Annotated in this window: 18 protein-coding genes; 11 read left to right on the plus strand and 7 right to left on the minus strand. The window is 59.4% G+C overall.

Annotated elements, in window-relative coordinates; translation table 11 throughout:
• Nucleotides 1-374 precede the first annotated feature (374 nt).
• On the plus strand, nt 375-2,336 hold the full coding sequence (locus CRO62_RS15725) for a methyl-accepting chemotaxis protein (RefSeq protein WP_179784544.1): 1,962 nt from the start codon (nt 375-377) through the stop codon (nt 2,334-2,336).
• 142 nt (nt 2,337-2,478) lie between these two features.
• Here the strand turns inward: CRO62_RS15725 and CRO62_RS15730 are convergent, their stop codons facing one another.
• A complete protein-coding gene (locus CRO62_RS15730; protein WP_097100829.1) occupies nt 2,479-3,312 on the minus strand; it encodes an aldo/keto reductase in 834 nt (277 codons plus the stop codon).
• 66 nt (nt 3,313-3,378) lie between these two features.
• Nucleotides 3,379-4,560, minus strand: coding sequence for an MFS transporter (locus tag CRO62_RS15735; protein ID WP_080797766.1), 1,182 nt, complete (start codon nt 4,558-4,560; stop codon nt 3,379-3,381).
• A gap of 162 nt (nt 4,561-4,722) precedes the next feature.
• On the opposite strand from CRO62_RS15735, the gene CRO62_RS15740 reads away from it, so the two are divergent.
• A complete protein-coding gene (locus CRO62_RS15740; protein WP_097100830.1) occupies nt 4,723-5,622 on the plus strand; it encodes a LysR family transcriptional regulator in 900 nt (299 codons plus the stop codon).
• A gap of 9 nt (nt 5,623-5,631) precedes the next feature.
• Here the strand turns inward: CRO62_RS15740 and CRO62_RS15745 are convergent, their stop codons facing one another.
• Nucleotides 5,632-6,531, minus strand: a complete 900-nt coding sequence (locus CRO62_RS15745) for a LysR family transcriptional regulator (protein ID WP_003514057.1) — start codon at nt 6,529-6,531, stop codon at nt 5,632-5,634.
• Between the two features lie 134 nt (nt 6,532-6,665).
• Between CRO62_RS15745 and CRO62_RS15750 the strand changes: the two genes are divergently transcribed.
• From CRO62_RS15750 to CRO62_RS15765, 4 genes are all read left to right on the plus strand, one after another.
• Nucleotides 6,666-7,463, plus strand: coding sequence for an alpha/beta hydrolase fold domain-containing protein (locus tag CRO62_RS15750; protein WP_097100831.1), 798 nt, complete (start codon nt 6,666-6,668; stop codon nt 7,461-7,463).
• Nucleotides 7,464-7,579: 116 nt separating this feature from the next.
• Entirely contained in the window at nt 7,580-8,770 is a 1,191-nt protein-coding gene (locus CRO62_RS15755) for an efflux RND transporter periplasmic adaptor subunit (protein ID WP_097100832.1), read from the plus strand.
• A 114-nt stretch (nt 8,771-8,884) separates the two neighbouring features.
• Nucleotides 8,885-12,079, plus strand: coding sequence for an efflux RND transporter permease subunit (locus CRO62_RS15760; RefSeq protein WP_097100833.1), 3,195 nt, complete (start codon nt 8,885-8,887; stop codon nt 12,077-12,079).
• A gap of 288 nt (nt 12,080-12,367) precedes the next feature.
• Nucleotides 12,368-12,571, plus strand: coding sequence for a hypothetical protein (locus CRO62_RS15765; protein WP_174002263.1), 204 nt, complete (start codon nt 12,368-12,370; stop codon nt 12,569-12,571).
• A gap of 32 nt (nt 12,572-12,603) precedes the next feature.
• Here CRO62_RS15765 and CRO62_RS15770 read toward each other — a convergent pair whose 3' ends face one another.
• On the minus strand, nt 12,604-13,449 hold the full coding sequence (locus CRO62_RS15770; RefSeq protein ID WP_097100834.1) for an endonuclease/exonuclease/phosphatase family protein: 846 nt from the start codon (nt 13,447-13,449) through the stop codon (nt 12,604-12,606).
• A gap of 59 nt (nt 13,450-13,508) precedes the next feature.
• A complete protein-coding gene (locus tag CRO62_RS15775; protein WP_097103053.1) occupies nt 13,509-14,969 on the minus strand; it encodes a phospholipase D-like domain-containing protein in 1,461 nt (486 codons plus the stop codon).
• Between the two features lie 270 nt (nt 14,970-15,239).
• On the opposite strand from CRO62_RS15775, the gene pdxY reads away from it, so the two are divergent.
• Entirely contained in the window at nt 15,240-16,115 is an 876-nt protein-coding gene (gene pdxY / locus CRO62_RS15780) for a pyridoxal kinase PdxY (RefSeq protein WP_097103055.1), read from the plus strand.
• Between the two features lie 74 nt (nt 16,116-16,189).
• Nucleotides 16,190-16,831: a carbonic anhydrase gene (locus CRO62_RS15785; RefSeq protein ID WP_097100835.1), complete on the plus strand. Its 642-nt coding sequence runs from the start codon at nt 16,190-16,192 to the stop codon at nt 16,829-16,831.
• Between the two features lie 168 nt (nt 16,832-16,999).
• Here the strand turns inward: CRO62_RS15785 and CRO62_RS15790 are convergent, their stop codons facing one another.
• Both CRO62_RS15790 and CRO62_RS15795 read right to left on the minus strand, forming a co-directional pair.
• The gene (locus tag CRO62_RS15790; protein WP_097100836.1) at nt 17,000-17,815 is read right to left on the minus strand and encodes a lytic transglycosylase domain-containing protein; all 816 of its coding nucleotides are present in this window, start codon (nt 17,813-17,815) and stop codon (nt 17,000-17,002) included.
• Nucleotides 17,816-18,030: 215 nt separating this feature from the next.
• The gene (locus tag CRO62_RS15795; RefSeq protein ID WP_003514078.1) at nt 18,031-19,065 is read right to left on the minus strand and encodes an aspartate-semialdehyde dehydrogenase; all 1,035 of its coding nucleotides are present in this window, start codon (nt 19,063-19,065) and stop codon (nt 18,031-18,033) included.
• 508 nt (nt 19,066-19,573) lie between these two features.
• Here CRO62_RS15795 and CRO62_RS15805 point away from each other — a divergent pair.
• From CRO62_RS15805 to CRO62_RS15815, 3 genes are all read left to right on the plus strand, one after another.
• On the plus strand, nt 19,574-21,457 hold the full coding sequence (locus tag CRO62_RS15805) for an MFS transporter (protein ID WP_003514082.1): 1,884 nt from the start codon (nt 19,574-19,576) through the stop codon (nt 21,455-21,457).
• A gap of 188 nt (nt 21,458-21,645) precedes the next feature.
• Nucleotides 21,646-23,220 (plus strand): Re/Si-specific NAD(P)(+) transhydrogenase subunit alpha, encoded by a 1,575-nt coding sequence (locus tag CRO62_RS15810; protein ID WP_097103057.1) that lies wholly within the window; start codon nt 21,646-21,648, stop codon nt 23,218-23,220.
• Between the two features lie 19 nt (nt 23,221-23,239).
• Nucleotides 23,240-24,673, plus strand: coding sequence for an NAD(P)(+) transhydrogenase (Re/Si-specific) subunit beta (locus tag CRO62_RS15815; protein ID WP_097100837.1), 1,434 nt, complete (start codon nt 23,240-23,242; stop codon nt 24,671-24,673).
• Nucleotides 24,674-24,844: the final 171 nt, after the last annotated feature.

Below are 24,844 nucleotides of genomic sequence, written 5' to 3' on the forward strand. Positions count from 1 at the left end.
CAGGCACCGCCCTGATTTGGCCGCCGGTCCAGATAGCTCCCCTTCAGCCGAAGCCTACCCGCATGTTCTGGGCCGATCTGACGCCCAAACCACAGTCGCGTGCCCTAGATACCGGAACTTATTCGCTTCGGGAAGGCGTTTGCGGACGCGCAAGACGTGACAGCCGATTTGGGATGCTCATTATAATTATTAAGTATTAAGTATTAAGTATTATTCTTATTTAATCTCACAGTACAGTAGCTTATTATAAAATACGTAATTACTAATAATACATAATTATTTCTTAAATTTATAAGTATAATCGTCATCGGAAAAGCGCATGACGCCGAAATATGACCCATGAAGGGCTCGATTTTCTTGTGGGAGCCATAACGATGAGAAATATTCCCGTTGTCGGAAAGTTTTTGACGGTATTTGCGCTATTCGGCGTATGTGCGATCCTGATTGCGGCCTACTCCGCCATACAGATCAAATCGATCGATGGAAGTTATAGTGACCTTATTGCCCGTGACAGCGCAGCGGCCCTGAATTTGGCGCTCGCGAACAAGGAACTGCTGAACGGGCGGGCGGCGTTGGCCGATATGATGATCGCCTTTACGGAGCAGGGTAATGCCGCTGCCGAAGCTGAGGTGAAGGCCACACGCGACGAGTTCATGGTATCGATGGATCGAGCCATCGCCAATCTCCCCGAAGACAACCGCCTGAGCGTACTCAAGGACGACGTGACGACGCTCTATAACGTGACGTGCAAGAACGCCTGGCACCTGGGCCGAACCGCATCAACCGTGGATGAGGCACTTGCGTCGCAAAAAGCGTTTGGCACCGAGTGCCAGCCAGTCTTTGCCAAGATCGGCGCGAAACTTACACAGATAGCCACTGATATTTCGAACCGTAGCGCCAAGCAGAGCGATAGTCTGAGCGACATAAGCCAACGGACTGCACTGATTACCGTGGTCGCAGTCGTCCTCGGCTTCATCGCCGTCGTCGTCATCGGATATTTCGCGATCCGCAGCTGGCTTGTCACGCCGATACGGGGTCTTGTCGGCACGATGCAAACGCTTGCGGACGGTAACCTGTCCGTCAATGTCGAGGGAACGGACCGGCGCGACGAGGTCGGCACGATGGCAAAGGCCGTTGAGGTCTTCAAGGATAACGAATTGAAGGCCCGCCGGCTGGAAGCGGATGCGGCGCAGGTGCGTAACCAGTCCGAGGCAGAGCGTCAAAGAACCGCCGAAATTGATCGCAGGCGCGCCGCCGAAATGGCGGAAGCGACCAGCGGCCTTGCCGAAGGTCTGAAGCATATGGCCAATGGCGACCTGTCCTACCAGCTGAAAACGCCTTTCTCCGCAGAATTCGAAAGCCTGCGTGCGGACTTCAACATCGCCGTAAACCAGCTTAGCAAAACACTGCTGTCCGTTGCCGATGTAACGGCCACGATCGACAACGGCTCTCGCGAGTTGAGTTCGAGTGCGAGCGACCTGTCGCAACGCACGGAAACCCAAGCCGCATCGCTGGAAGAAACAGCCGCAGCGCTCGACCAGATAACCAGCAACGTCAGCAATTCGACCAAACGGACTGAGGAGGCCCGGATCGTGGCGGTCGAGGCCAACAGATCCGCGCAGACATCCGGTCAGGTCGTCGCAACTGCTGTCGATGCCATGAAGCGCATAGAAAGCTCTTCAAGCCAGATTTCCAACATCATAGGCGTTATCGACGAGATTGCCTTCCAGACCAATCTTCTGGCACTCAACGCCGGCGTCGAGGCGGCCCGTGCGGGCGAGGCAGGCAAGGGCTTTGCGGTTGTGGCACAGGAAGTGCGTGAACTGGCCCAGCGCTCGGCGCAAGCGGCCAAGGAAATCAAGGAGCTTATCCGCAACTCCGCCGACGAAGTGCAGAATGGCGTGAAACTCGTGACCGCAACCGGCGACGCCCTGAAGATCATTGAAAGTCACGTCATCGCCATCAATACACAACTCGACGCCATCGCGACATCCGCAAGGGAACAGTCGGTCGGGTTGGCCGAGGTCAACAGCGCGGTAAACCAGATGGACCAGGTCACGCAGCACAATGCCGCGATGGTCGAAAGGGCGACGGCCTCCAGCGCATCGCTTGCCGGTGATGCCGAAAAACTCCGCCAGATCGTCGGCCAGTTCAAGCTGGATGGCGCAATGGCCAGCACCAGCACGGCCCGAACCGCATATAAGCCTTCAGCGCCGGTGCGCGTTGCGGACAACGCACAGCCGAGACCATCCCCGGCGCGTCGCATGATCGGCCAGGTGGCCGCAGCGCTCGGCGTATCCACGGCCCCGAAAGATCAGACATGGGGCGAATTCTGATCCACCCTCTCAGACGACACCCGAATAGCTTATCCGGGTGTCTTAAGGTTATCTATATCTGTGAAAACCGCTCCTCCGTCATGCCGGGCTAGACCCGGGTGACGGCACCAGGAGGAATTCCACCCACACCCGTTGGCAACGGTCAGGCAGCCGCGTCCCATACCGGCGCAAGCCCATCCGGCGAGACGATACGGCCATCCGGTCGAGCAAGAGCACGGATCGCCTCCATCTCAGCGACCGACAGCGTGAAATCGAAGATCGCAAGGTTTTCATCAACACGCGCTTCGCTCACCGTCTTCGAAAGCGCAATCACACCCTGCTGCTGCACGAGCCAGCGCAACACCACCTGCGCCACCGACTTGCCCCGGCTTGCGGCGATGTCCTTCAGAACCGGATCGCCAAAAACCTTGCCGTCGGCCATGCCGTAATAACCCGTCACCGACATGCCCGCGCCCTTGGCCGCCGCGATCACCATATCCTGATCGATATAGGGATGGTATTCGATCTGATTGGTGACGATCGGTGCCTTTGACAAACTGACCGCCTCAGCCATCAGCGCCGTATTGAAGTTGGACACGCCGATATGGCGAACCTTGCCGGCGTCGCGAACCGCGTTCAGCGCGCCGATCTGCTCGGCCAGCGTTACCGCTTCGTTCGGCCAGTGCAGAAGCAGGAGATCGACATAATCGGTCTTCAGTTTTTTCAGGCTCTCATCGACGGAGGCAAGAAAGGCATCGTGCCTGTAGTTCTCCACCCAGACCTTGGTGGTCAGGAAGATATCGCTGCGTGCCACGCCGGAACCGGCAATGGCTTCGCCGACTTCGGCCTCATTGCCGTAAATCTGCGCGGTATCGATATGGCGAAAGCCGGCTTTCAGGGCATGCGGAACGATACGAAGAACATCGGGGCCGGGAATACGGAAGGTACCGAAGCCAAGCGCCGGGATCGATGCGCCGTTGGCGGTGACATCAAACATATATTTTCTCCTTTTTGGGTGCGCCCGGCCAGCCCTGCGGCAGTGACCGGGATTTATATGAAAAACTCAGGCAGTCTTCAGTGAGAGCGAGGCGCGACGGTCGAGTGCACTGCTCCAGAGGGTGAGAATGAGGGCAATGGCGACAAGGATGGCGCCGACCCATGGGGTTGCGGCAAGGCCCATAGGCGATTCCACCACCAGACCGCCAAGCCATGCACCAATCGCGATGCCGAGATTGAAGGCGGCGATATTGAGCGCCGAGGCGACATCGACAGCGCCGGGACGGTGTTCCTTGGCCAGCTGCACCACATAAAGCTGCAGGCCGGGAACATTGGCGAAGGACAGGAAGCCGAGCGCCACCAGCGTGATCAGGGTCAGAACAGGCGAGACGGCGGTGAAGGAAAAGACCAGCAGCACGATGGCTTGTGCCAGAAAGAGGCCGATCAACGCCTTGACCGGATTGTGGTTGGCGATTTTGCCGCCACCGATGTTACCGGCGGCAATGGCGATGCCGTAGAGCACAAGGATCAGGCCGACGCTCTTTTCGGAGAAGCCTGTGACATCCTGAAGGATCGGCGCCAGAAAGGTGAAGGCGACGAAGGTGCCGCCGTAACCAAGTGCGGTCATGGCGAAAACGATGATCAGTCGGCCGGAACCCAGCACCCGCACCTGATCGAGAAGGCTGGCGGGCGGCGCTTTCTTCAGCGTTCCCGGCAACAGGGCCGCGATACCGGCAAAGGCGATGACACCAAGACCTGCAACCGCCCAGAAAGTGGCGCGCCAGCCGAAAATCTGCCCGATATAGGTGCCGATCGGCACGCCGGTGACGATGGCGACGGTCAAACCCATGAACATCATGGCAATCGCCGAGCCACGGCGATTTTCCGGCACGAGATCGGCGGCGATGGTGGCGCCAACGGAGAAGAAGACGCCATGGGCGAAGGCGGAAAGCACCCGCGCGACCAGAAGCGTCTCATAGCTTGGCGACACGGCGGCTGCGACATTACCGACGACGAACAGCGCCATCAGACCCAGCAGCAGCGGCTTTCTTTCGATCTTGCCGGTCAGCGCAGTCAGGATCGGCGCGCCGAAAGTAACACCCAGCGCGTAAACGCTGACGATAAGGCCGGCAAGCGGCAGGGTAATGTGAAGATCGGCGGCGACCGTCGGCAACAGGCCGACGATGACAAACTCCGTGGTTCCGATCGCGTAAGCCGCGATCGTCAAGGCAAATATGGCCAATGGCATGACGAGTACCTCTTCGCCCGGAGCGGGATCGCGGGCGTTATGGACAGCGGGTGCTGTCCGGTTGGATCAACTGTGTGATTGCAATATGGGCGAAGGGGACTTGCATGATAATCAGCAAGATTGGATAAAGGCCTTTGAATTAATTTCACAAGTGGTGCAGCGATGGACAACCGGGCCGGAGAAATGGAAGTCTTTGTGGCGGCAGCCGAGCTGGGGAGTTTTTCCGCAGCCGGGCGCAGGCTCAAGCTTTCACCCTCGGCGGTGAGCAAACTTGTCACCCGCATTGAAGACCGCCTCGGCACCCGCCTTCTCGCTCGCTCCACACGCGTGGTGACGCTGACGCCGGAGGGGGAAATATATCTTTCCCGGGCAAGGCGCATTCTGGCCGACATCGCCGATACGGAGCAGATGGTAGCAGGCGGCGGCAAGGTGGTGCCGCGGGGGCTATTGCGTGTCAACGCCACGCTGGGCTTCGGCGAAAGGTATCTTCTGCCGCTCGCACCGGAGTTTTTATCTCTTTATCCGGAAATCGAACTGGATATCTCGCTGACCGACGGCGTCATCAGCCTGATCGAGGAGCGCACCGATATTGCGATACGATCCGGCGGGATGGCGGATTCGTCCCTCAAGGCAAGAAAGCTGAAAGAGGTCCGACGGATCATCGTCGCCTCCCCTGCCTATATCGAAAAACATGGCATGCCGGAAAAGCCGCAGGATCTGGCCCAACACAATTGCATCAGCTTCAATTTCAGTCGCAGCCTCAACGAATGGCCTTTCCGTGATCCCGGCACGACGGAAGTCTACCGCCTTCCCGTGACCGGCAACGCCTCGGTCAACAGCGGCATGGCAATGCGTAGGCTGTGCCTGACGGGCCTTGGGCTGGGAAGGGTCGGAGAGTTTCATGTCGAGCCGGATATCGAGGCCGGTCTGCTCGTGCCGGTGCTCGAGGATTACAATCCGGGCGACATGGAGGTGATCCACGCCGTTTATGCCGGACATGATCACCTGGCCGCCCGCGTACGCGCCTTTATCGATTTTGTCGCGGCAAAGGTCGGGCGGTGACTAGCCGCCTCAGACCAGACTGTGAACCATCTTCGCCAGCCAGTCCACGAAAACACGGACCTTGTTGGTGACGTGCCTCGTCTGTGGGTAGACCACATAGATCGGCATCGGTTCGCGCCGCCATTCCGGCAGAACCGGCACCAGCTCGCCACGCGCAAGCGCATCCTTGACCATGAAAACCGGCAGCTGCACCATGCCCATGCCCGCCAGCGCGGCGTTGAGATAGGTGCGGCTGTCATTGACCGACACGACATAGTTGGGCGTAATCTCGACACTGCGAAGCCCGTTGTCGAAGGAGATCGGCATGATCTGGCCAGTGGTGGCATTGAAATATCCCACGGAATGATGTCCGTTTTCGAGATCTTCAGGCTGTTGCGGCATGCCAAAACTCTCGATGTACAGGGGAGAGGCGAAGGTTTCGAATTTCAGCTCGCCGACCTTGCGCGCAATAAGGGATTGATCCCGCAACGTGCCGACCCGCAGCGCGCAATCGACATTCTCCGCGATATAATCGACCAGACGGTCGCCGACGCCGAGATCAAGCCGGATTTGCGGATAGCGCTGGTAAAATTCGCAAAGATGTGGAATAACCACGAGGTCCGCGAAGACACCGGCCATTTCCACCCGCAACCGGCCAGACGGCTGCACCTGCGCGCTGGACATGCTGCCATCAAGCTCTTCGATTTCCGACAGAATCTGCGAGGCCCGCTCATAATAGAGAGCGCCGTCCGTCGTCAGCATCACCCGCCGCGTTGTGCGGTTGAGAAGCGTGGTATGTAAATGCGCCTCCAGCGCCTGGACCATGTTGGTGACGGTGGTTTTGGGCATGTTCAACGCGGTCGCGGCGCGGCTGAAATTGCCGGTTTCAACGACGCGAGTGAATACCCGCATGGCGGAAAGCTGATCCATGTCGCTATTATCCGTTTTTTTGGAATAGTGTTTTCATTTTGACGTACTTGATCGTTTTCTCCCGAACAATAATATGAATTTCAGATTTTGCAAATATGGTGAGCTGCTGATGGCGGCGCACGGGACCGGATCAGATGAAAGCGCACTGGGAAAATATCGAAGGCTGTGGGGGCTCGGCGTCCCAGCTTTCCGTGCGCCGATATGAAAGTGCCGGCCTGTGCACCAACCCGCCCGTGGTCCTTTATTTGCGCGGCGGCTCGTTTCTTGAAAAGGGCGGCAATTGCCCGGAGCTTCCGGTGGCACGCGCGCTCGCTGAAAGCGGCGCGATCGTCGTCGAGGCCGACTATAGCAAGTCGTCCGGCAACGAGTTTCCGATGGTGATCGATTGTGCCTTCGAAGCGCTGGATCATCTGAGCCGGGACCGCAAGCATTATGGCGGCGCAAAATCGCTGCTGTTTGTGGCCGGCGAAGAGGCTGGTGGCAATGTGGCGGCTGGGCTTGCGCTGAAGGCGCGGGACCGCATGCCGGGCAAGCTTGCCGGTCAAATACTTCTGTCGCCCATGATCGACCCGATGATGACGACGGAATCCTTCCGCGACGCGGACAGGATCGGCATGCGCCAGCGCTGGGCGGATGGCTGGAGCCATTACCTTGCCAAGGCCTGCGGGTTTTTTCACCCCTATGCCGCGCCCTGCCAGTGTACGCGGCTGAACCGGGTGGCGCCGGCGCTGATCTTTACCGCCGAGGACGACCCTCTGCGCGACGAAACGGTCGGTTATGCCGACAGGCTCATCGCCTCTGGTGTCAACGTCCGGCAGCATGTTTTCCCCGCCGGCATTGGCTGGACGGGGCTTTATCAAGGAAAGGGCGGCGGATGGGTCCCATCCGTCTGTTCGGAGTTCAAGACCTTCGTTGACCAGATAAAACACTGAAATCGCATTTTGAGCATGTCCAGTAAAAGTGCGTAGCGGTTTTACGTCCGGACCATGCGACAAAACACAGAGATAGAGAAACTGACCGGCTCCTGATCCGAGCCAAGGAGAAACCCATGACGCTGACCACAAAGCGCCGGGCCCTGACGGGCGCCGGTATCGGGCTTGCTATGTCCGTTGCAGCCGCAGCACTCATTTTCGACCTGCCCACCAGCCGTGATGCGACGGCAGCTTCCACCCCGGCTGAAACGCCGGCTATCCCCGTCACCGTCGCCAAGGTGGAAAGCCGCGATGTGATGCGCTGGGAAGAATTTTCCGGCCGTCTCGAAGCCGTCGACCGCGTGCAGATCCGCTCCCGCGTCGCTGGCCAGATCAAGGCCGTGCATTTCCGCGAAGGCGCGCTGGTGAAGGAAGGCGACCCCCTCTTCACCATCGACCCGGCCCCCTATCAGGCAGCCGTTGCGGGTGCTGAAGCCCAGGTCGCCTCCGCCGAAGCCAAGGTCAGCCTTGCCAAGACAGAACTCGACCGTGGCCGCAGGCTTTCCGACAATCGCACGATCTCCCAGAGCGATCTCGACCAGCGGCAAAGCTCGTTTGCGGATGCCGAAGCCCAGCTTCGCGCCGCCCGCGCGACGCTGACGACGGCCCAGCTCGATCTTGGTTACACCGAAATCTTCGCACCGGTTTCCGGCAGGGTCGGCCGCATCGAAATCACCGCCGGCAACCTCGTCGCCGCCGGCTCGACATCGCCTGCCCTTACGACGCTGGTTTCGGTCAACCCGATCTATGCCAGCTTCAACGCCAGCGAAGGAACGGTAGCGAAAGCGCTTTCCGAGCTGCCGAAGACGACCGACGCCCTGCCCGCGCTCGAACAGATCCCGGTGGAAATCGGCACGCTTTCGGATGAAGGCACGCCGATCAAGGGCACCCTGCACCTCATCGACAACCAGGTCGATTCCGCCAGCGGCACCATCGGTGTGCGTGCGGTCTTCGAAAATCCTGATGGCAGGCTCATTCCCGGTCAGTTCGTGCGGGTGCGCATGGGTGAACCGAAGCCGGAAAACCGAATCGTCATCAGCGACCGCGCCATCGGCACGGATCAGGACAAGCGGTTCGTCTTTGTCGTCGATGCCGAAAACAAGGTGAGCTACCGCCAGATCAAGCCCGGCGCACCGGCTGACGGCCAGCGCATCATCGACAGCGGCCTTGCCGCCGGCGATACGATCGTCGTCAACGGCCTGCAGCGCATTCGCCCCGGTGCAACCATCGCACCGCAGGCGGAAGACAAGGTCGCCGCCTCGCAATAACGCCGTCCCGCCTCCGGCGAGACGCATTTCACAAAGAACCGGCCCTCACCGGCGGCCATGATGCCGCCGGAACGGTCCTTGCATTTCCAAATCTACCCGGAGAGGGGACTGGATATGAATATTTCCAGATTTTTTGTCGACAGGCCGGTCTTCGCCGGCGTGCTGTCGATCCTGATCGTGGTCGCAGGCCTTCTCGGCATGCGCGCCCTGCCGATTTCCGAATACCCGGAAGTCGTTCCGCCATCCGTCGTCGTCCGCGCCACCTATCCCGGTGCGAACCCGGCCGTTATCGCCGAAACCGTCGCCACGCCGCTTGAAGAACAGATCAACGGCGTCGAGGACATGCTCTATATGGGCAGCCAGGCGACATCGGACGGCGTGCTGACGCTGACCGTCACGTTCAAGCTGGGCACCGACCCGGACAAGGCGCAGCAGCTGGTGCAGAACCGCGTGTCGCAGGCCGAACCGCGCCTGCCCGCGGAAGTGCGCGCACTCGGCATCACCACCGTCAAAAGCTCGCCCGACTTCATCATGGTCGTCAATCTGGTGTCGAAGACCGATGCCTATGACATCACCTATCTGCGCAACTATGCGACGCTGAACGTCAAGGATCGCCTCGCCCGTATCGAAGGCGTGGGTCAGGTGCAGGTCTTCGGCGCCGGTGACTATTCCATGCGCGTCTGGCTGGATCCGCAGAAGGTGGCCGAACACGATCTCGCCGCCGGCGACGTCTCCGACGCCATCCGTCAGCAGAACGTCCAGGCCGCAGCCGGCGTCATCGGCGCATCGCCAAGCCCCAATGGCGTCGACCTGCAGCTCAACGTCAATGCACAGGGCCGTCTGACGACGCCGGAGGAATTCGGCAACATCATCGTCAAGAGCGGCGCAAACGGTCAGATCACCCGTCTTCGCGATGTCGCCCGCATAGAACTCGGCGCTGCCGACTATACGCTGCGCTCGCTGCTCGACGGCGAACCCGCCGTGGCGATCGCCGTATTGCAGGCTCCCGGTTCCAACTCCATCGAAATCGCCGACAATGTCCGCGCGACAATGGACAATCTGCAACTGGCGATGCCTGATGGCGTGAAATATGAAATCGTCTACGACACGACGAAGTTCGTTCGCTCGTCCATCGAAAAGGTCGTTGATACGCTCCTCGAGGCCGTTGGCCTCGTGGTACTGGTGGTCATCCTGTTCCTCCAGACCTGGCGCGCCTCGATCATTCCGCTGATCGCCGTTCCGGTGTCGATCATCGGCACCTTCGCCGTCATGTATGCCTTCGGCTTCTCCATCAACGCGTTGACCCTGTTCGGCCTCGTGCTGGCCATCGGCATCGTGGTGGATGACGCCATCGTGGTGGTGGAAAACGTCGAGCGAAACATCGAAAACGGGCTTTCTCCGCGTGATGCCACCTACAAGGCGATGCGCGAAGTCTCCGGGCCGATCATCGCAATCGCGCTTGTTCTGGTCGCCGTTTTCGTCCCACTAGCCTTTATCTCCGGCCTTTCCGGCCAGTTTTACCGGCAGTTCGCGCTGACGATCGCGATTTCCACCGTCATTTCGGCGATCAATTCGCTGACGCTTTCGCCCGCTCTTGCAGCCCTGCTGCTGAAAGAGCACGACGCACCAAAAGACTGGCTGACCCGCTTCATGGACCGGATTTTCGGCTGGTTCTTCCGTGGCTTCAACCGCGCCTTCGGGGCCGCCTCCAACGGTTACGGCAAAACCGTAGGCGGACTGGTAACGCGCAAAAGCCTCGTCATGATCGTCTATATGGCGCTGGTGGCTGCCACCTACGGCATGTTCAGCGCGGTCCCAAGCGGGTTCGTACCGGCGCAGGACAAGCAATATCTCATCGGCTTCGCCCAGCTTCCGGACGGCGCAACGCTTGACCGCACGGAAAGCGTCATCAAGCGGATGAGCGATATCGCCATGCAACAGCCGGGCGTCAGCCACGCAATCGCCTTCCCCGGCCTGTCGATCAACGGCTTCACCATCGGCTCCAATTCCGGCATCGTCTTTGCGGTTCTCGACGACTTCGAAAACCGCAAGACGCCGGAACTGTCAGGCGGCGCCATCGCAATGCAGCTGAACCAGAAGTTTGCCGGCATTCAGGATGCCTTCATCGCCATGTTCCCGCCGCCGCCGGTCAACGGCCTCGGCCAGACGGGCGGCTTCAAGCTGCAGATCGAGGACCGTGCCGGTTACGGCTACCAGACGCTTGACGAAGCGGCCAAGGCGGTCATCGCCAAGGCATACCAGACACCGGAACTGGCGGGCATCTTCTCCAGCTTCCAGATCAACGTGCCGCAGCTCTTCGCCGATCTCGACCGCGCCAAGGCCGAGCAGCTGGGTGTTTCGGTCAGCGACGTCTTCCAGACGCTGCAGATCTATCTGGGCTCGCTTTATGTCAACGACTTCAACGCCTTCGGGCGGACATACAGCGTGCGTGTGCAGGCAGATGCGCAATTCCGCGCCCATGCCGAAGATATCGGCCGCCTGAAGGTCCGCTCGTCCACCGGTCAGATGATCCCGCTTTCCACGCTGTTGAAGGTGGATGCAACGACGGGACCGGAGCGTACTAACCGTTATAACGGCTTCCTTGCAGCCGATATCAACGGCGGTCCGGCACCGGGCTTCTCCTCTGGACAGGCGCAGGCAGCGATCGAGAAAATCCTTGCCGAAAACCTGCCGGCCGGGATCGAATACGAATGGACGGACCTGACTTACCAGCAGATCCTTGCCGGTAATTCCAGCCTCGTGGTCTTCCCGCTGGCGCTGCTGCTCGTCTATCTCGTATTGGCTGCGCAATATGAAAGCCTGACCCTGCCGATCGCGATCATTCTGATCGTTCCGCTCGGCGTTCTCGCCGCATTGACAGGCGTATGGCTGACGGGAGGGGACAACAACATCTTTACGCAGATCGGCCTTGTCGTCCTTGTCGGACTATCGGCGAAGAACGCGATCCTGATCGTGGAATTCGCCCGCGAGCTGGAATTTGAAGGACGAACGCCGCTTCAGGCGGCAGTCGAGGCAAGTCGCCTGCGCCTCCGCCCGATCCTGATGACCTCGCTTGCCTTCATCATGGGCGTGGTGCCTCTGGTCATCTCCACCGGTGCGGGTGCGGAAATGCGCGCGGCCATGGGTGTCGCAGTGTTCTCCGGCATGATCGGGGTGACGTTCTTCGGCATCTTCATGACACCGGTATTCTACGTGCTGGTTCGCAAGCTGTCGGGTAACCGTCCTCTCATCCAGCACAAACAGGAAGAACCTGCCAATTCGGACTACAAGCTCGAAAAGGCCGGTTGAGACCTGATCCAATCCACCGCAAACTTCGACGAAAGCCCGCCGCGCATCTCACGATGCGCGGCGTTTTTGTTGGTGGGAACGTCCATGTGCATCGCCTGAAACAGAATCTGTTTCAATGACTTAAGCAGCAAGCACATACATATTGCGCCGCAATAAAGATATAACGAATACACTATATCCCCATAAGGCAGCAGATACGTAAAGGAACAATGCTATTTTATGCTTTTCATTTTGTGTTAATTTCAAGAACAGGGTGATTCGGACTAAATGATTTAGTTCAGGGGTGACATGATGGAGCAGGAATACGAGAACTGGGCGACAACCATTGCCTATTCGATAGTAATGCATGAAGGTCTGGATCTGGCGCTCGCCGCGCAGAATCTGGACAGAGGCAAGACCAGAAACAACCGTGAACGGCTGATGGAAGCCATCCGCACATCGCTGCTGGAGGCCCGTTCGCGCAGCCATCTGACGATGGCGCAGCGGCTCTGAAGTCTGTCGCCGTATCCGATGCTGCCACAGGATCAGGTCGGAAGCAGATCGGTCCTTATCGCGGCCTTCAGTGGCAGGTGGTCCGAGGCAACGCGCGCCAGTGCACTGTCATGCGCCTGCACCTGCTCGATCAGCCCTTCGCGGTTGGCGATGATCCTGTCGAGCGCAAGCACCGGCAGGTTGGATGGAAAACTAGGCACTGCGGGCGGCAGGGCGCCGAATGCATCCCTCAGAGTATTGAGCGACGAGCCATTGCCGAGACGCCATTCGTTCAGGTCTCCCATGAGGATGGTCGCGCATTCATTTCGCGCTTCCAGTAGACCGATAAGCGCCTTTGCCTGCTGGGCACGGGAATGCCTCAAAAGACCGAAATGCGCCGCGATGATACGCAGTGCGCCACCGCTTTTCAAATCCAGTTCCACCACCAGCGCGCCGCGCGGCTCCAGCCCCGGCAATTTCAGCGTATGAACATCCCGCACCGCACCTTCCTTGAACAGCAGGACATTGCCGTGCCATCCATGCGCCTTCACGCCCGCCAGAACAGGCACGGGGATAAGCCCGCTTTCCCGCTCCAGCCGGGCAAGATCGAGCAGGCCCGTGCGCTCGCCGAAACGGCTGTCCGCCTCCTGTAGCGCGATGATATCCGCGCCGATTTCCTGAATGACACGGCTGGTGCGATCAGGATCGAACCTGCGGTCGCGGCCGACGCATTTGTGGACGTTGTAGGACGCGATGACCGGGAAGGGGTGATCTCTCTCCACCTGCCCGGCATTCTTCCGTTGGTGGCGGTCGCGCAGCGACTGCATGACGAAGGCGGGCAGGCCGCTGTTTTTCGCCAGTGCCGTTTTTCCACGCTCCAGCAAACTGTTTTTCTTCACGCTGCGACGCCTCCGATGCGCAAATTAAAAGTTCTAGAGCGTTTCCGACACATGACGCTCTAAAGATACGGCGAAGCGAGCCACAGGACGCGCTCCACAAAACGGACAACGAATGGCCGCGCATTCAGTTCGCTCAGTCGCACGGGTAAAGCGGTTGCCCGGGCTTCCCGGATGCGGTTTCCGATGGTCGCGGCGAATTCCTCATCCATAACTTCCAGATCGACTTCGAAGTTCAGCCGCAATGAACGAGGGTCCAGGTTGGAAGAACCGATGTAGCTCCAGCGCTCGTCGATCACCAGAAGCTTGGAATGATTGAAGGGCCCTGTCGCCCGCCAGATGCGGCAGTAATTCTTCAACATCTGGTCGAATTGCGCCGTCATCGCCCTGTCCACAAGCACCAGATTGTTGCTTTGCGGCACGATGATATCCACCACGACTCCCCGCCTCGCTGCGGTAATGAGCGCTGAAATAAGCTCCCGATCGGGGAGAAAATAGGGCGACATGACGAGAATGGAGGCGCGGGCGACGGAAAACGCCCCCATCAGCATCTTGTGATTGGTCTCTATGCTCTTATCCGGCCCCGAGGAGGAAACGCGGGCGACGATCTGTGAACCCGGCACACCATCGGGAATGGCGATATCCCAGACCGGCGTGTGCAGAAGCTCCCCCGTCGTGAACCGCCAGTCCTCCGCCGCAATGGAGAAAAAATCAGAGACAACCGGTCCGCTGATCTTGAAATGTGTGTCGTGCGCTTGTTTTTCGCCGCCGAATTCAAGGGTGAAGCCCTCGCGGATATTCATGCCGCCGCTAAAGGCGATGCGCCCGTCCACCACCAGAATCTTGCGGTGGGTGCGCAAATTCGCATAGGGCAGCCGCAGCCCCATGATGACATTGCCGTTGAACACATCGGCAACGATGCCTTTTGCCCGGAGCGTCGGCAGGATGCTCGGCACGGAGTAACGCGCGCCCACCGCATCCACCAGCACCCGCACCTCCACGCCCCGGAACTTCGCCCTTTCCAGCGCCGCAACAAAACGGGCGCCGATCCTGTCATTGTCGAAAATATATGTTTCGAGGATGATCGACCGCTTCGCCTCGCCTATCGCCTCCAGCATGGCGGCATAGGCCGCGTCGCCGGTGACAAGCGGCTCGATGCGGTTACCGGTCGTCAGCGCATGGCGCGTCACCCGGTCGCCGAGCGTCTTCATCGCCTCGAAACGGCGTCCGAACCGCGCGGCAATCACCTCGCCGCTCGCATCCAGACGCGCCACGCGATCCATGATCTCGTCCTGCATGAAGGACCGCTGCTGCCTGATGCTGGACCGGCGAATCCGGTTGATGCCGGCAATCGCATAAATGACCGCACCGACGATCGGCGACAGAACGATGACGCCAACCCAGCCAAGCGCCGAGCGGACCTCTTCCTTCGTCATCGTGGCATGTACGGCCGCCACGGTTCCCATCAAAATGGAAAGAACGGCAAGGATATGAGGCCAATAGGCGATGACGAGATCGAGCATGATGCAACTATAGGGCATCGGGCCGAAAAGTGTACCGCGGTTTTGGGAAAACCCGATGCGTAAACAAAAAGGTAGGGCAGTTCGCCGATCCCGCAATACCGGACCGGCACCGGAAAGGCCAAGAAGACCGGACGCCCATCGTTTTACGGGACAGACCCTTGCGGGATTAACGGTGGAAAGTGACGATGCGATATGTCATGAGAGCGCATCTTGATCTGTGAGCAGGGGCACTTGCGGGCTTCTGCGGCGTTTGAAAGCAAGAAGGCCGTGATGCAGGAAAATACCCAAGGCGCCGTCATCGTCATTTCCAGCCACGTCATGCGTGGATCGGTCGGCAACCGTGCCGCAGTCTTCGCGCTGGAGACCCTTGGCTATCCGGTATGGGCGGTACCCACAATCGTTTTGCCCTGGCACCCCGGCCATGGCCCGTCCACCCGGATGCGCTTTCAGGACGACGACTTCGACAAGGCCATGACCGACCTCGAAAACTCCAAATGGATCGGCGAGGTCAAAGCCGTACTGACCGGTTATTTTGGAAGCGCAGCGCAGGTCCGTTCGGTCGCAAGGCTGATCCGCAATCTCAGGGAGAAAAACCCGGCACTCGTCTATGCCTGCGATCCGGTGATGGGCGACAAGGGCGGGCTTTACATTCCGGTGGAGACGGCAGAAGCCATCCGCGACGAGCTCATTCCACTTGCCACCGTCGCAACGCCGAACCGCTACGAACTGGCATGGATGAGCGGCGCGGAGCTTGAAACCAACAATGCCATCATGGATGCCGCACTCGCCCTCGGCCCTTCGAAAATGCTGGTCACGTCAGCCGTGTCGATGATGGCGGGCGGCACGGGAAATCTCTATCTGAGCGGCCGGCACGCGCTGATGGCGGAACACCGCGCCATAGAAGACGCACCGAACGGTCTCGGCGACCTGATGGCGGCGCTGTTCCTTGCCCGGCTGCTGGAAGGCATGGACGACGAAAAGGCGCTGCAACTGGCCACCGCCAGCGTGTTCGAAATTCTGGCGCGAACCAAAAAACGCGACATGAACGAATTGACGCTGGAGACGGATTCTTCAAGTCTCTCAACACCCATGGCGATGGTGCAGATGCGCCATCTCTTGCATCCTTCACGCAGCAAGCGCAAATAGCGGCTAAAGGATTGGTCTTCAACGCACCGAGTTCTTCTCTTGATCTTGGTCCAAGCACAACGGTACTGCGATAGATGAAAGATTTTCCGGAAAACCTTCTCAACGGCTACAAGAACTTCATGAGCGGCCGCTATGCCGACGAGCGCGAAAGATACCGCGTTCTGGCTGATACCGGACAGAAACCGCAGACCCTGTTCATTGCCTGTTGTGACTCCCGTTCGGCGCCGGAAACAATTTTCGACTGCGGACCGGGAGAACTTTTCGTCATGCGGAACGTCGCCAACATGGTGCCGCCCTTTGAGCCTGACGGTCAGTACCACGCCACATCGGCCGCCATCGAATATGCCGTGCAGGTTCTGAAGGTGAAGGACATTGTGGTCATGGGCCATGGCCGCTGCGGCGGCATTCAGGCCGCACTCGACCCCAATCTTGAACCTCTGTCACCCGGCGACTTTATCGGCAAATGGATGAACATGGTGAAATCCGCCGCCGAGCAGATCCAGAGCAACGACATCATGACCGCTTCCGAGCGCCAGACGGCGCTGGAGCGCGTTTCCATCCGCAACTCCATCGCCAACCTGCGCGGGTTCCCCTTCGTCAAGGCGCAGGAAACCGCCGGCAAGGTGAAGCTGCATGGCGCCTGGTTCGATATCTCGACCGGCGAATTGTGGGTGATGGACGGCAAAACGGGCGACTTTCGCCGCCCGGACCTGTGATTGTCGAAACCTTCTCAAAGCTTCGTCACCCCGGACGTGATCCGGGGCCCAGCGCGATCAATTCTTTAATCGCATAGGACTGTTTTCACGGCGCAGACGCGCCGTGACTGAATGCCGGAACTAGTCCGGCATGACGGAAGTGGGCGTTCCAATTGGGAGAAAGCGGCCTTATTGGCCGTCAATCGCCTTGCCGATAAACGCAATCGCCTGCTGATAAACGCTTGCAGCGTTCCAGCCCTGAATGGCCGCGTAATTCGTCTGCCCCTGCTGATAACCCGCACCGCGCTGCCAGCCGTGGCCGACAAGGAAGTTAGCAGTGGAGGCGAGCGCATCGGCGCGCGAACCGACGAGATCGATGCGTCCGTCGCGGTCGAAATCCACGCCGTAGCGCACGACGTTCAACGGCAGGAACTGCGTCTGGCCGATTTCGCCATGGGCAGCACCCTTGGCGTTAACGTTCAGCGAACCGCTGCCGACGAGCTTCAGAGCCGCATAAAGCTGCTCGGTGAAATAATCCGAACGGCGGCAGTCGAAGGAAAGCGTCGCCACGGCGGACAGCGTGTGCTGGTTGCCCATGAAGCCGCCAAATCCGGTTTCCATGCCCCAGATGGCCAGAAGCGGGCCGGCCGGCACACCGTAGGCCTTTTCAATCGAGGCGAAGAGAGCCGCATTGTTCTTCTTCATGGTCTTGCCGCGCGAGATGATCGTCTGGCCGCCGCGCTTCTGCATGAACTGGTCGAAGGACAGCTTGAAGCTGTGCTGGCCGCGATCGGCGCGGATGGTCGGCTGATTGTAGGAGACGCCGGAGAAGGCACGATCAAGCACCGAGGCGCTGACACCGCGGCCCGCCGCTTCCTGCTTGAAGGCACCGACCCAGGCATCGAACCCTGCCGAAGTGTTGCCGCATTGCGCAGCCACAACCGGCGTCGCCGCCAAAACCGAGACCATGGCCACACCAGCCAGAATTGCCTTCATTGCCCGCATCAAAATCTGCCTTCGATATCCTTTGGGGAATTTATCCCGAGAACCAAAACGTCGCTGCTGTATGGGTCCGGTTGCCAAATTGCCTTTTGGCCGCCTAAATTGCCTTTCGGCAGCAAGGCCTGCAAATAAACTGGCCGTGATGATAGCCAATTGGAAAACCCGCCTGCCCCACACAGAACAGACGGGTTATACTTAACGAACCTTAAAAAATCGTATCAAGCCGCCGCCTTGCGGGGCTTGATAAGACCACGATTGACCAGGAGTTCGGCGATCTGGATGGCATTGAGGGCAGCGCCCTTGCGCAGATTGTCCGAAACAACCCAGATGTTGAGGCCGTTTTCAACCGTCGCATCCTCACGGATACGCGAAATATAGGTCGCATCCTCGCCGGCGGATTCAACCGGGGTGATGTAGCCGCCATCTTCATGCTTGTCGATCACGAGGCAACCCGGCGCTTCGCGCAGGATGTCACGCGCCTGATCGGCGGTGATCTCGTTTTCGAACTCGATGTTGACCGATTCCGAATGACCGATGAAAACAGGAACGCGCACAGCCGTGCAGGTTACCTTGATCTTCGGATCGAGCATCTTCTTGGTTTCGGCCAGAACCTTCCATTCTTCCTTGGTATAGCCGTCTTCCATGAAGACGTCGATATGCGGGATGACGTTGAAGGCGATGCGCTTGGTGAACTTCTTCGTTTCGACCGGATCGGCCACGAAGACGGCGCGTGTCTGCTGGAACAGTTCGTCCATGCCTTCCTTGCCAGCGCCGGAAACGGACTGGTAGGTGGAGACAACGACGCGCTTGATCTTGGCGAAGTCATGCAGCGGCTTCAGCGCGACAACGAGCTGGGCCGTGGAGCAATTCGGATTGGCGATGATGTTCTTGCGGGTGAAGCCCGAGATCGCGTCGGCATTGACTTCCGGAACGATCAGCGGAACGTCCTGATCGTAGCGCCATGCAGACGAGTTATCGATGACGACGCAGCCCTGCTGGCCGATCTTCGGCGACCACTTCTTGGAAATCTCGCCGCCGGCCGACATCAGGCAAATATCCGTGTCGGAAAAATCGTAGTTTTCGAGGTTGGAAACCTTCAGCGTGCGGTCGCCATAAGAGACTTCCGTACCCTGCGAGCGGGAGGAAGCGAGCGGCACGACTTCATCTGCCGGAAAACCACGTTCGGCCAGGATGTTGAGCATTTCGCGACCGACATTGCCGGTGGCGCCTACAATTGCAACTTTGAAACCCATGATCAAGCTCTCTTTCTGTCTCTCCTCTTTTGGGTGAGGTGGGGAACCCGCATCGCATTGCGGCTTCCTCGATCCCCAGCCAAACCGGGGAGAGAGCGGTGGCCAGAGACGTCAGACGGTTTTAATCGTCGTTTTGGCCGTAATTCGGATAGAATAAGAAAGACGCGGATCATCGCCGGCGGATTGTGCCGGTCCTTCCATGACAATCATGTCTGCAACATGCCTGCGCAAGGTGATGCTCCTTCTTCGCGAGAAGCTATTAGAAGGTTTGGTGTTCGTGTCAAGAAAAAAGGCACGTTGCGAGCGACCCGGCGCACAAGTGCAAATGCCACCTCGCGACATTTTTGCACGTTATGCATTAGACTAAAGTCATAATCCGAAAGCATCGCTCTCATTGGGGTTAATTTTCTGTCACTCTGACATTACGCGCATTGCACCCTTACGGGGGAGTCCGGAGGAGAGACAGGGCTCTGCAATGCGCTCATTTGACATCTGTGGAGGACAGACAATGGCAAACGTAGCAGCCGTGAGCGGCGCCGCCCGTCCCATGACGGGTGAGGAGAAGAAGGTGATTTTCGCCTCTTCTCTCGGAACAGTCTTCGAATGGTACGATTTTTATCTGTACGGCTCGCTCGCGATCTATATCGGCGCGAACTTCTTCAGCCAATATCCGGAAACGACACGCAACATCTTCGCGCTTCTGGCATTTGCCGCCGGCTTCCTCGTGCGCCCCTTCGGCGCCCTGGTGTTCGGCCGTCTCGGCGACATTGTTGGCCGTAAATACACCTTCCTGATCACCATTCTCATCATGGGCGTTTCGACCTTCCTCGTCGGCGTCCTGCCCGGTGCATCGCAGATCGGCATCGCAGCCCCGATCATCCTGATCATCCTGCGCATGCTTCAGGGTCTGGCGCTTGGCGGCGAATATGGCGGTGCTGCAACTTACGTGGCCGAACACGCGCCCAACGGTCGCAGAGGCTATTACACCTCATGGATCCAGACGACGGCGACGCTCGGCCTCTTCCTGTCGCTGATGGTCATTCTCGGCGTGCAGTTCGCACTCGGCAAGGAAGCCTTCGCCGCCTGGGGCTGGCGCATTCCCTTCCTCGTTTCGGTTCTGCTGCTTGGCGTATCGGTCTGGATTCGTCTGAAAATGAACGAATCTCCTGCCTTCAAGAAGATGAAGGAAGAAGGCAAGACCTCCAAGGCACCGCTCAGCGAAGCCTTCGGCCAGTGGAAAAACGCAAAGATCGCCCTGCTTGCCCTCGTCGGCGCCGTCATCGGTCAGGCCGTCGTCTGGTATACGGGCCAGTTCTATGCGCTGTTCTTCCTGCAGAGCATTCTGAAGGTGGACGGCCAGTCGGCAAACATCATGGTCGCGGCGGCCCTCATCCTAGGCACGGGCTTCTTCGTGCTCTTCGGCTGGCTTTCCGACAAGATCGGCCGCAAGCCGATCATCATGGCGGGTCTCGTTCTCGCGATGCTGACCTACTTCCCGCTGTTCAAGGCGCTCACATGGGCGGGCAACCCGGCACTGGCGCAAGCGCAAGCCAGCGTTCGCGCCACCGTGACCGCTGCTCCGGGCGACTGCAAGTTCCAGTTCAACCCGACAGGTACGGCGAAATTCACCACATCCTGCGATATCGCCACCTCGTTCCTGACACGCAACTCCGTTCCCTATGACGTCGTTGCTGGAGCGGCTGGTACACCGGCAAGCGTCAAGATCGGCGACGCCACCATTGCGAGCTACGACGCCATCGCAGCCGGCGCGGATGCTGCCGCAAAAGACAGGGCCTTCCAGAAACAGGTCAACATCGCGCTGCATGACGGCGGCTACCCGCTGGTGCGCGGCGTAGCACAGGTGCCGGACGCAAAACTGGATGCCTTCATTGCCGCCAACCCGGAACTCAACCTCAATGCGGAAGCCGTTCGCGCCGCCGACAAGAAGATGGTGGCGACCGACAAGCTGGTGGCCGACAAGTTGCTGACACCGGCCGAGACCGCCGGAGCGGCGGAAATGGCCGTCTACAGCATTGCAGGTGGTGGCACCTTCGCCATGGTCGCCGATCCGGCTGCCGTGAACTGGGTTGTCATCATCGCGGTCCTGACGGTCCTCGTGATCTACGTGACGATGGTCTACGGCCCGATTGCGGCCCTGCTGGTCGAACTGTTCCCGACCCGCATCCGCTACTCCGGCATGTCGCTGCCCTACCATATCGGCAACGGCTGGTTCGGCGGCCTTCTGCCCGCCACCGCTTTTGCGATGAGCGCGGCGAAGGGCGATATCTATTACGGCCTCTGGTACCCGATCGTTTTCGCAGGCATCACGCTGGTCATCGGCCTGCTGTTCCTGCCGGAAACCAAGGATCGCGACATCCACACCATGGAGTGAGCGGTTTCGCTCCCGACGATAGAGACCCGGCGCTGACGCGCCGGGTTTTTTATTGCCGCAGTACCGCCAGTGCCCGAACTGGCCTTTCGCAGGCTGTCAATCCGCCGCAGGTAGAAACCGCCAAAAACAAGACAAAAACGCTCGAAATAGGCTATGACGCCCTATCGTGCGGAAAAGGGAGAGCCATTTTGAAAATCGGGACGCCTAAGGAATTATATGATGGCGAGGCGCGCGTCGGCATGACGCCCGACAGCGCGCAAGGCTTGCAGAAACTCGGATATGATTGCATCCTCGAAACAGGCGCGGGCAAGGCAGCGGGATTTTCCGACGACGCCTATCGCGCAGCCGGTGTCACCATCGTCGATAGCGCCGATGCGCTTTATACCGGCGCCGACATCATCGCCAAGGTTCGTCCGCCGGAAACGTCGGAGATTGATCGCCTGTCTTCGGACAAGACGCTGATCTCGTTCTTCTATCCCGCACAGAACAAGGACCTTCTGGAGCAGGCGAAGGAAAAGGGCGCAAATGTCATCGCCATGGACATGGTGCCGCGCATTTCCCGCGCCCAGAAAATGGACGCGCTGTCCTCCATGGCCAACATCGCCGGTTATCGCGCCGTCATCGAGGCCGGCAATAATTTCGGCCGCTTCTTCACCGGTCAGGTAACCGCCGCCGGCAAGGTGCCGCCCGCCAAGGTGCTGGTCATCGGTGCCGGCGTTGCCGGTCTTGCCGCCATCGGCACGGCAACCTCGCTCGGCGCCATTACCTATGCCTTCGACGTGCGCCCGGAAGTGGCCGAACAGATCGAAAGCATGGGCGCCGAATTCGTCTATCTCGATTTCGCCGACCAGAGCCAGGATGGCGCAGCGACCGGCGGTTACGCCGCCCCCTCCTCGCCGGAATTCCGCGAAAAGCAGCTGGAGAAATTCCGCGAGCTGGCACCGCAGATCGATATCGTCATCACCACGGCGCTGATCCCCGGCCGTGACGCTCCGAAGCTGTGGCTGGCCGACATGGTGGCGGCAATGAAGCCGGGTTCGGTCATCATCGACCTCGCCGCCGAGCGCGGCGGCAATTGCGATCTCACGGTGCCCGACCAGCGCGTCGTCTCCGACAATGGCGTCATCGTCATCGGCTATACGGATTTCCCGAGCCGCATGGCCACGCAGGCCTCAACGCTCTATTCCACCAACATCCGTCACATGATGACCGACCTGACGCCCGCAAAGGACGGCAAGGTCGTTCACAACATGGAAGACGACGTCATCCGCGGTGCGACCGTCACCTATCAGGGCGACATCACCTTTCCGCCACCTCCACCGAAGATTCAGGCCATCGCCGCGCAGAAACCCAAGGAACGAGCAAAAGAGCTTACGCCTGAGGAAAAGCACGCCAAGGAACGGGCCGAGTTCAAGGCGCAGACGAAAAGTCAGGTCGGTCTGCTCGTCATCGGTACGGCGGTCCTGCTTCTCGTCGGCCTTTACGCGCCGGCAAGCTTCATGAGCCATTTCATCGTCTTCGTGCTCGCCTGCTTTATCGGCTTCTCCGTCATCTGGAATGTCAGCCACTCGCTGCACACGCCGCTGATGGCGGTGACGAACGCGATTTCCGGCATCGTCATTATCGGCGCGCTGCTGCAGATCGGTTCCGGCAACTGGCTGGTGGTGATCCTTGCCTCGCTTTCCGTCCTGATCGCGACGATCAACATCGTCGGCGGTTTCCTCGTGACACGGCGCATGCTCGCCATGTTCCAGAAGTCCTGAGCCGTGTAGGGGACACTTTATGACCATTGGTATCGTTTCCGCGGCCTATGTTGCCGCAGCCGTTCTTTTCATCCTTTCCCTCGGCGGCCTTTCCGGACAGGAAAGCGCCAAACGCGCCGTCTGGTACGGCATAACAGGCATGGGTCTTGCCATTGTCGCCACGGTCTTCGGACCTGATGTCGGCAACTGGTTCATCGTGCTGCTGATGCTGGCGGGTGGCGCCGTTCTCGGCTACTTCGTCGCAAACCGCGTACAGATGACCGAGATGCCGCAGCTTGTTGCAGCACTTCACTCCTTTGTCGGTCTGGCCGCCGTCTTCATCGGCTTCAACGCCCACATCGAGGAAGCGCATGTCGCCTCGCTCGATGAGACGGCGCGTTCGTTGCTGAGAGGCTTTTCCGCCCTCCTCGCCCACAAGACGCCGGTAGAACTGGCAATCATGAAGGTCGAGGTCTTCCTCGGCGTCTTCATCGGCGCTGTCACCTTCACCGGTTCCGTCGTCGCCTTCGGCAAGCTTGCCGGCAAGGTGGACGGCAAGGCGAAGAAGCTTCCGGGCGGACACGTCCTCAATGCCGGTGCGGCGATCCTGTCGCTCGTCCTGCTCATCATGTATTGCAACGGTGCCGGCGCATGGACGCTGGTGCTGATGACGCTTGCCGCCTTCTTCATCGGCTATCACCTGATCATGGGTATCGGCGGCGCAGACATGCCTGTCGTCGTCTCGATGCTGAACAGCTATTCCGGCTGGGCGGCGGCGGCCATCGGCTTCACGCTCGGCAACGATCTCCTGATCGTTACAGGTGCGCTTGTCGGCTCCTCGGGTGCGATCCTGTCGTACATCATGTGCAAGGCCATGAACCGCTCCTTCATCTCGGTCATCCTCGGCGGCTTCGGCGGCACGACGGGTCCGGCGATGGAAATCGAGGGCGAGCAAGTGGCAATCGATGCCGAAGGCGTGGCATCAGCGCTGAACGACGCTGACAGCGTCATCATCGTGCCCGGTTACGGCATGGCGGTGGCACAGGCACAACAGGCCGTTTCCGAACTGACCCGCAAGCTGCGCGCCGACGGCAAGACCGTGCGTTTCGCCATCCACCCGGTTGCGGGTCGTCTTCCCGGCCACATGAACGTGCTGCTTGCCGAAGCAAAGGTGCCCTACGACATCGTGCTGGAAATGGACGAGATCAACGACGATTTCCCCAATACCGACGTCGTCATCGTCATCGGCTCCAACGACATCGTCAACCCGGCGGCACAGGACGATCCAAACTCGCCCATCGCCGGCATGCCGGTTCTGGAAGTATGGAAATCCAAACTGGTCATCGTTTCCAAGCGTGGTCAGGGCACGGGTTACTCCGGCATCGAGAACCCGCTGTTCTACAAGGACAACACCCGCATGTTCTACGGCGATGCTAAGAAGTCGATCAACGATCTTTTGCCGCTGATCAAGTAATGAAAAGGGCGTTTCCGGTCTCCGGGAGCGCCCTTCTTACTGACGTGAAAAGAAAGCTCCGCCGTCATCCTCGGGCTTGTCCCGAGGATCTATCCACGTCGAATAAAATCAATCGGTTGCAGATCCTCGGGACAAGCCCGAGGATGACGGCGCGCAAATAGCTGATCGTGA

This window comes from Rhizobium sp. AN6A, from assembly GCF_900215635.1.
Classification (GTDB): Bacteria; Pseudomonadota; Alphaproteobacteria; order Rhizobiales; family Rhizobiaceae; genus Agrobacterium; species Agrobacterium tumefaciens.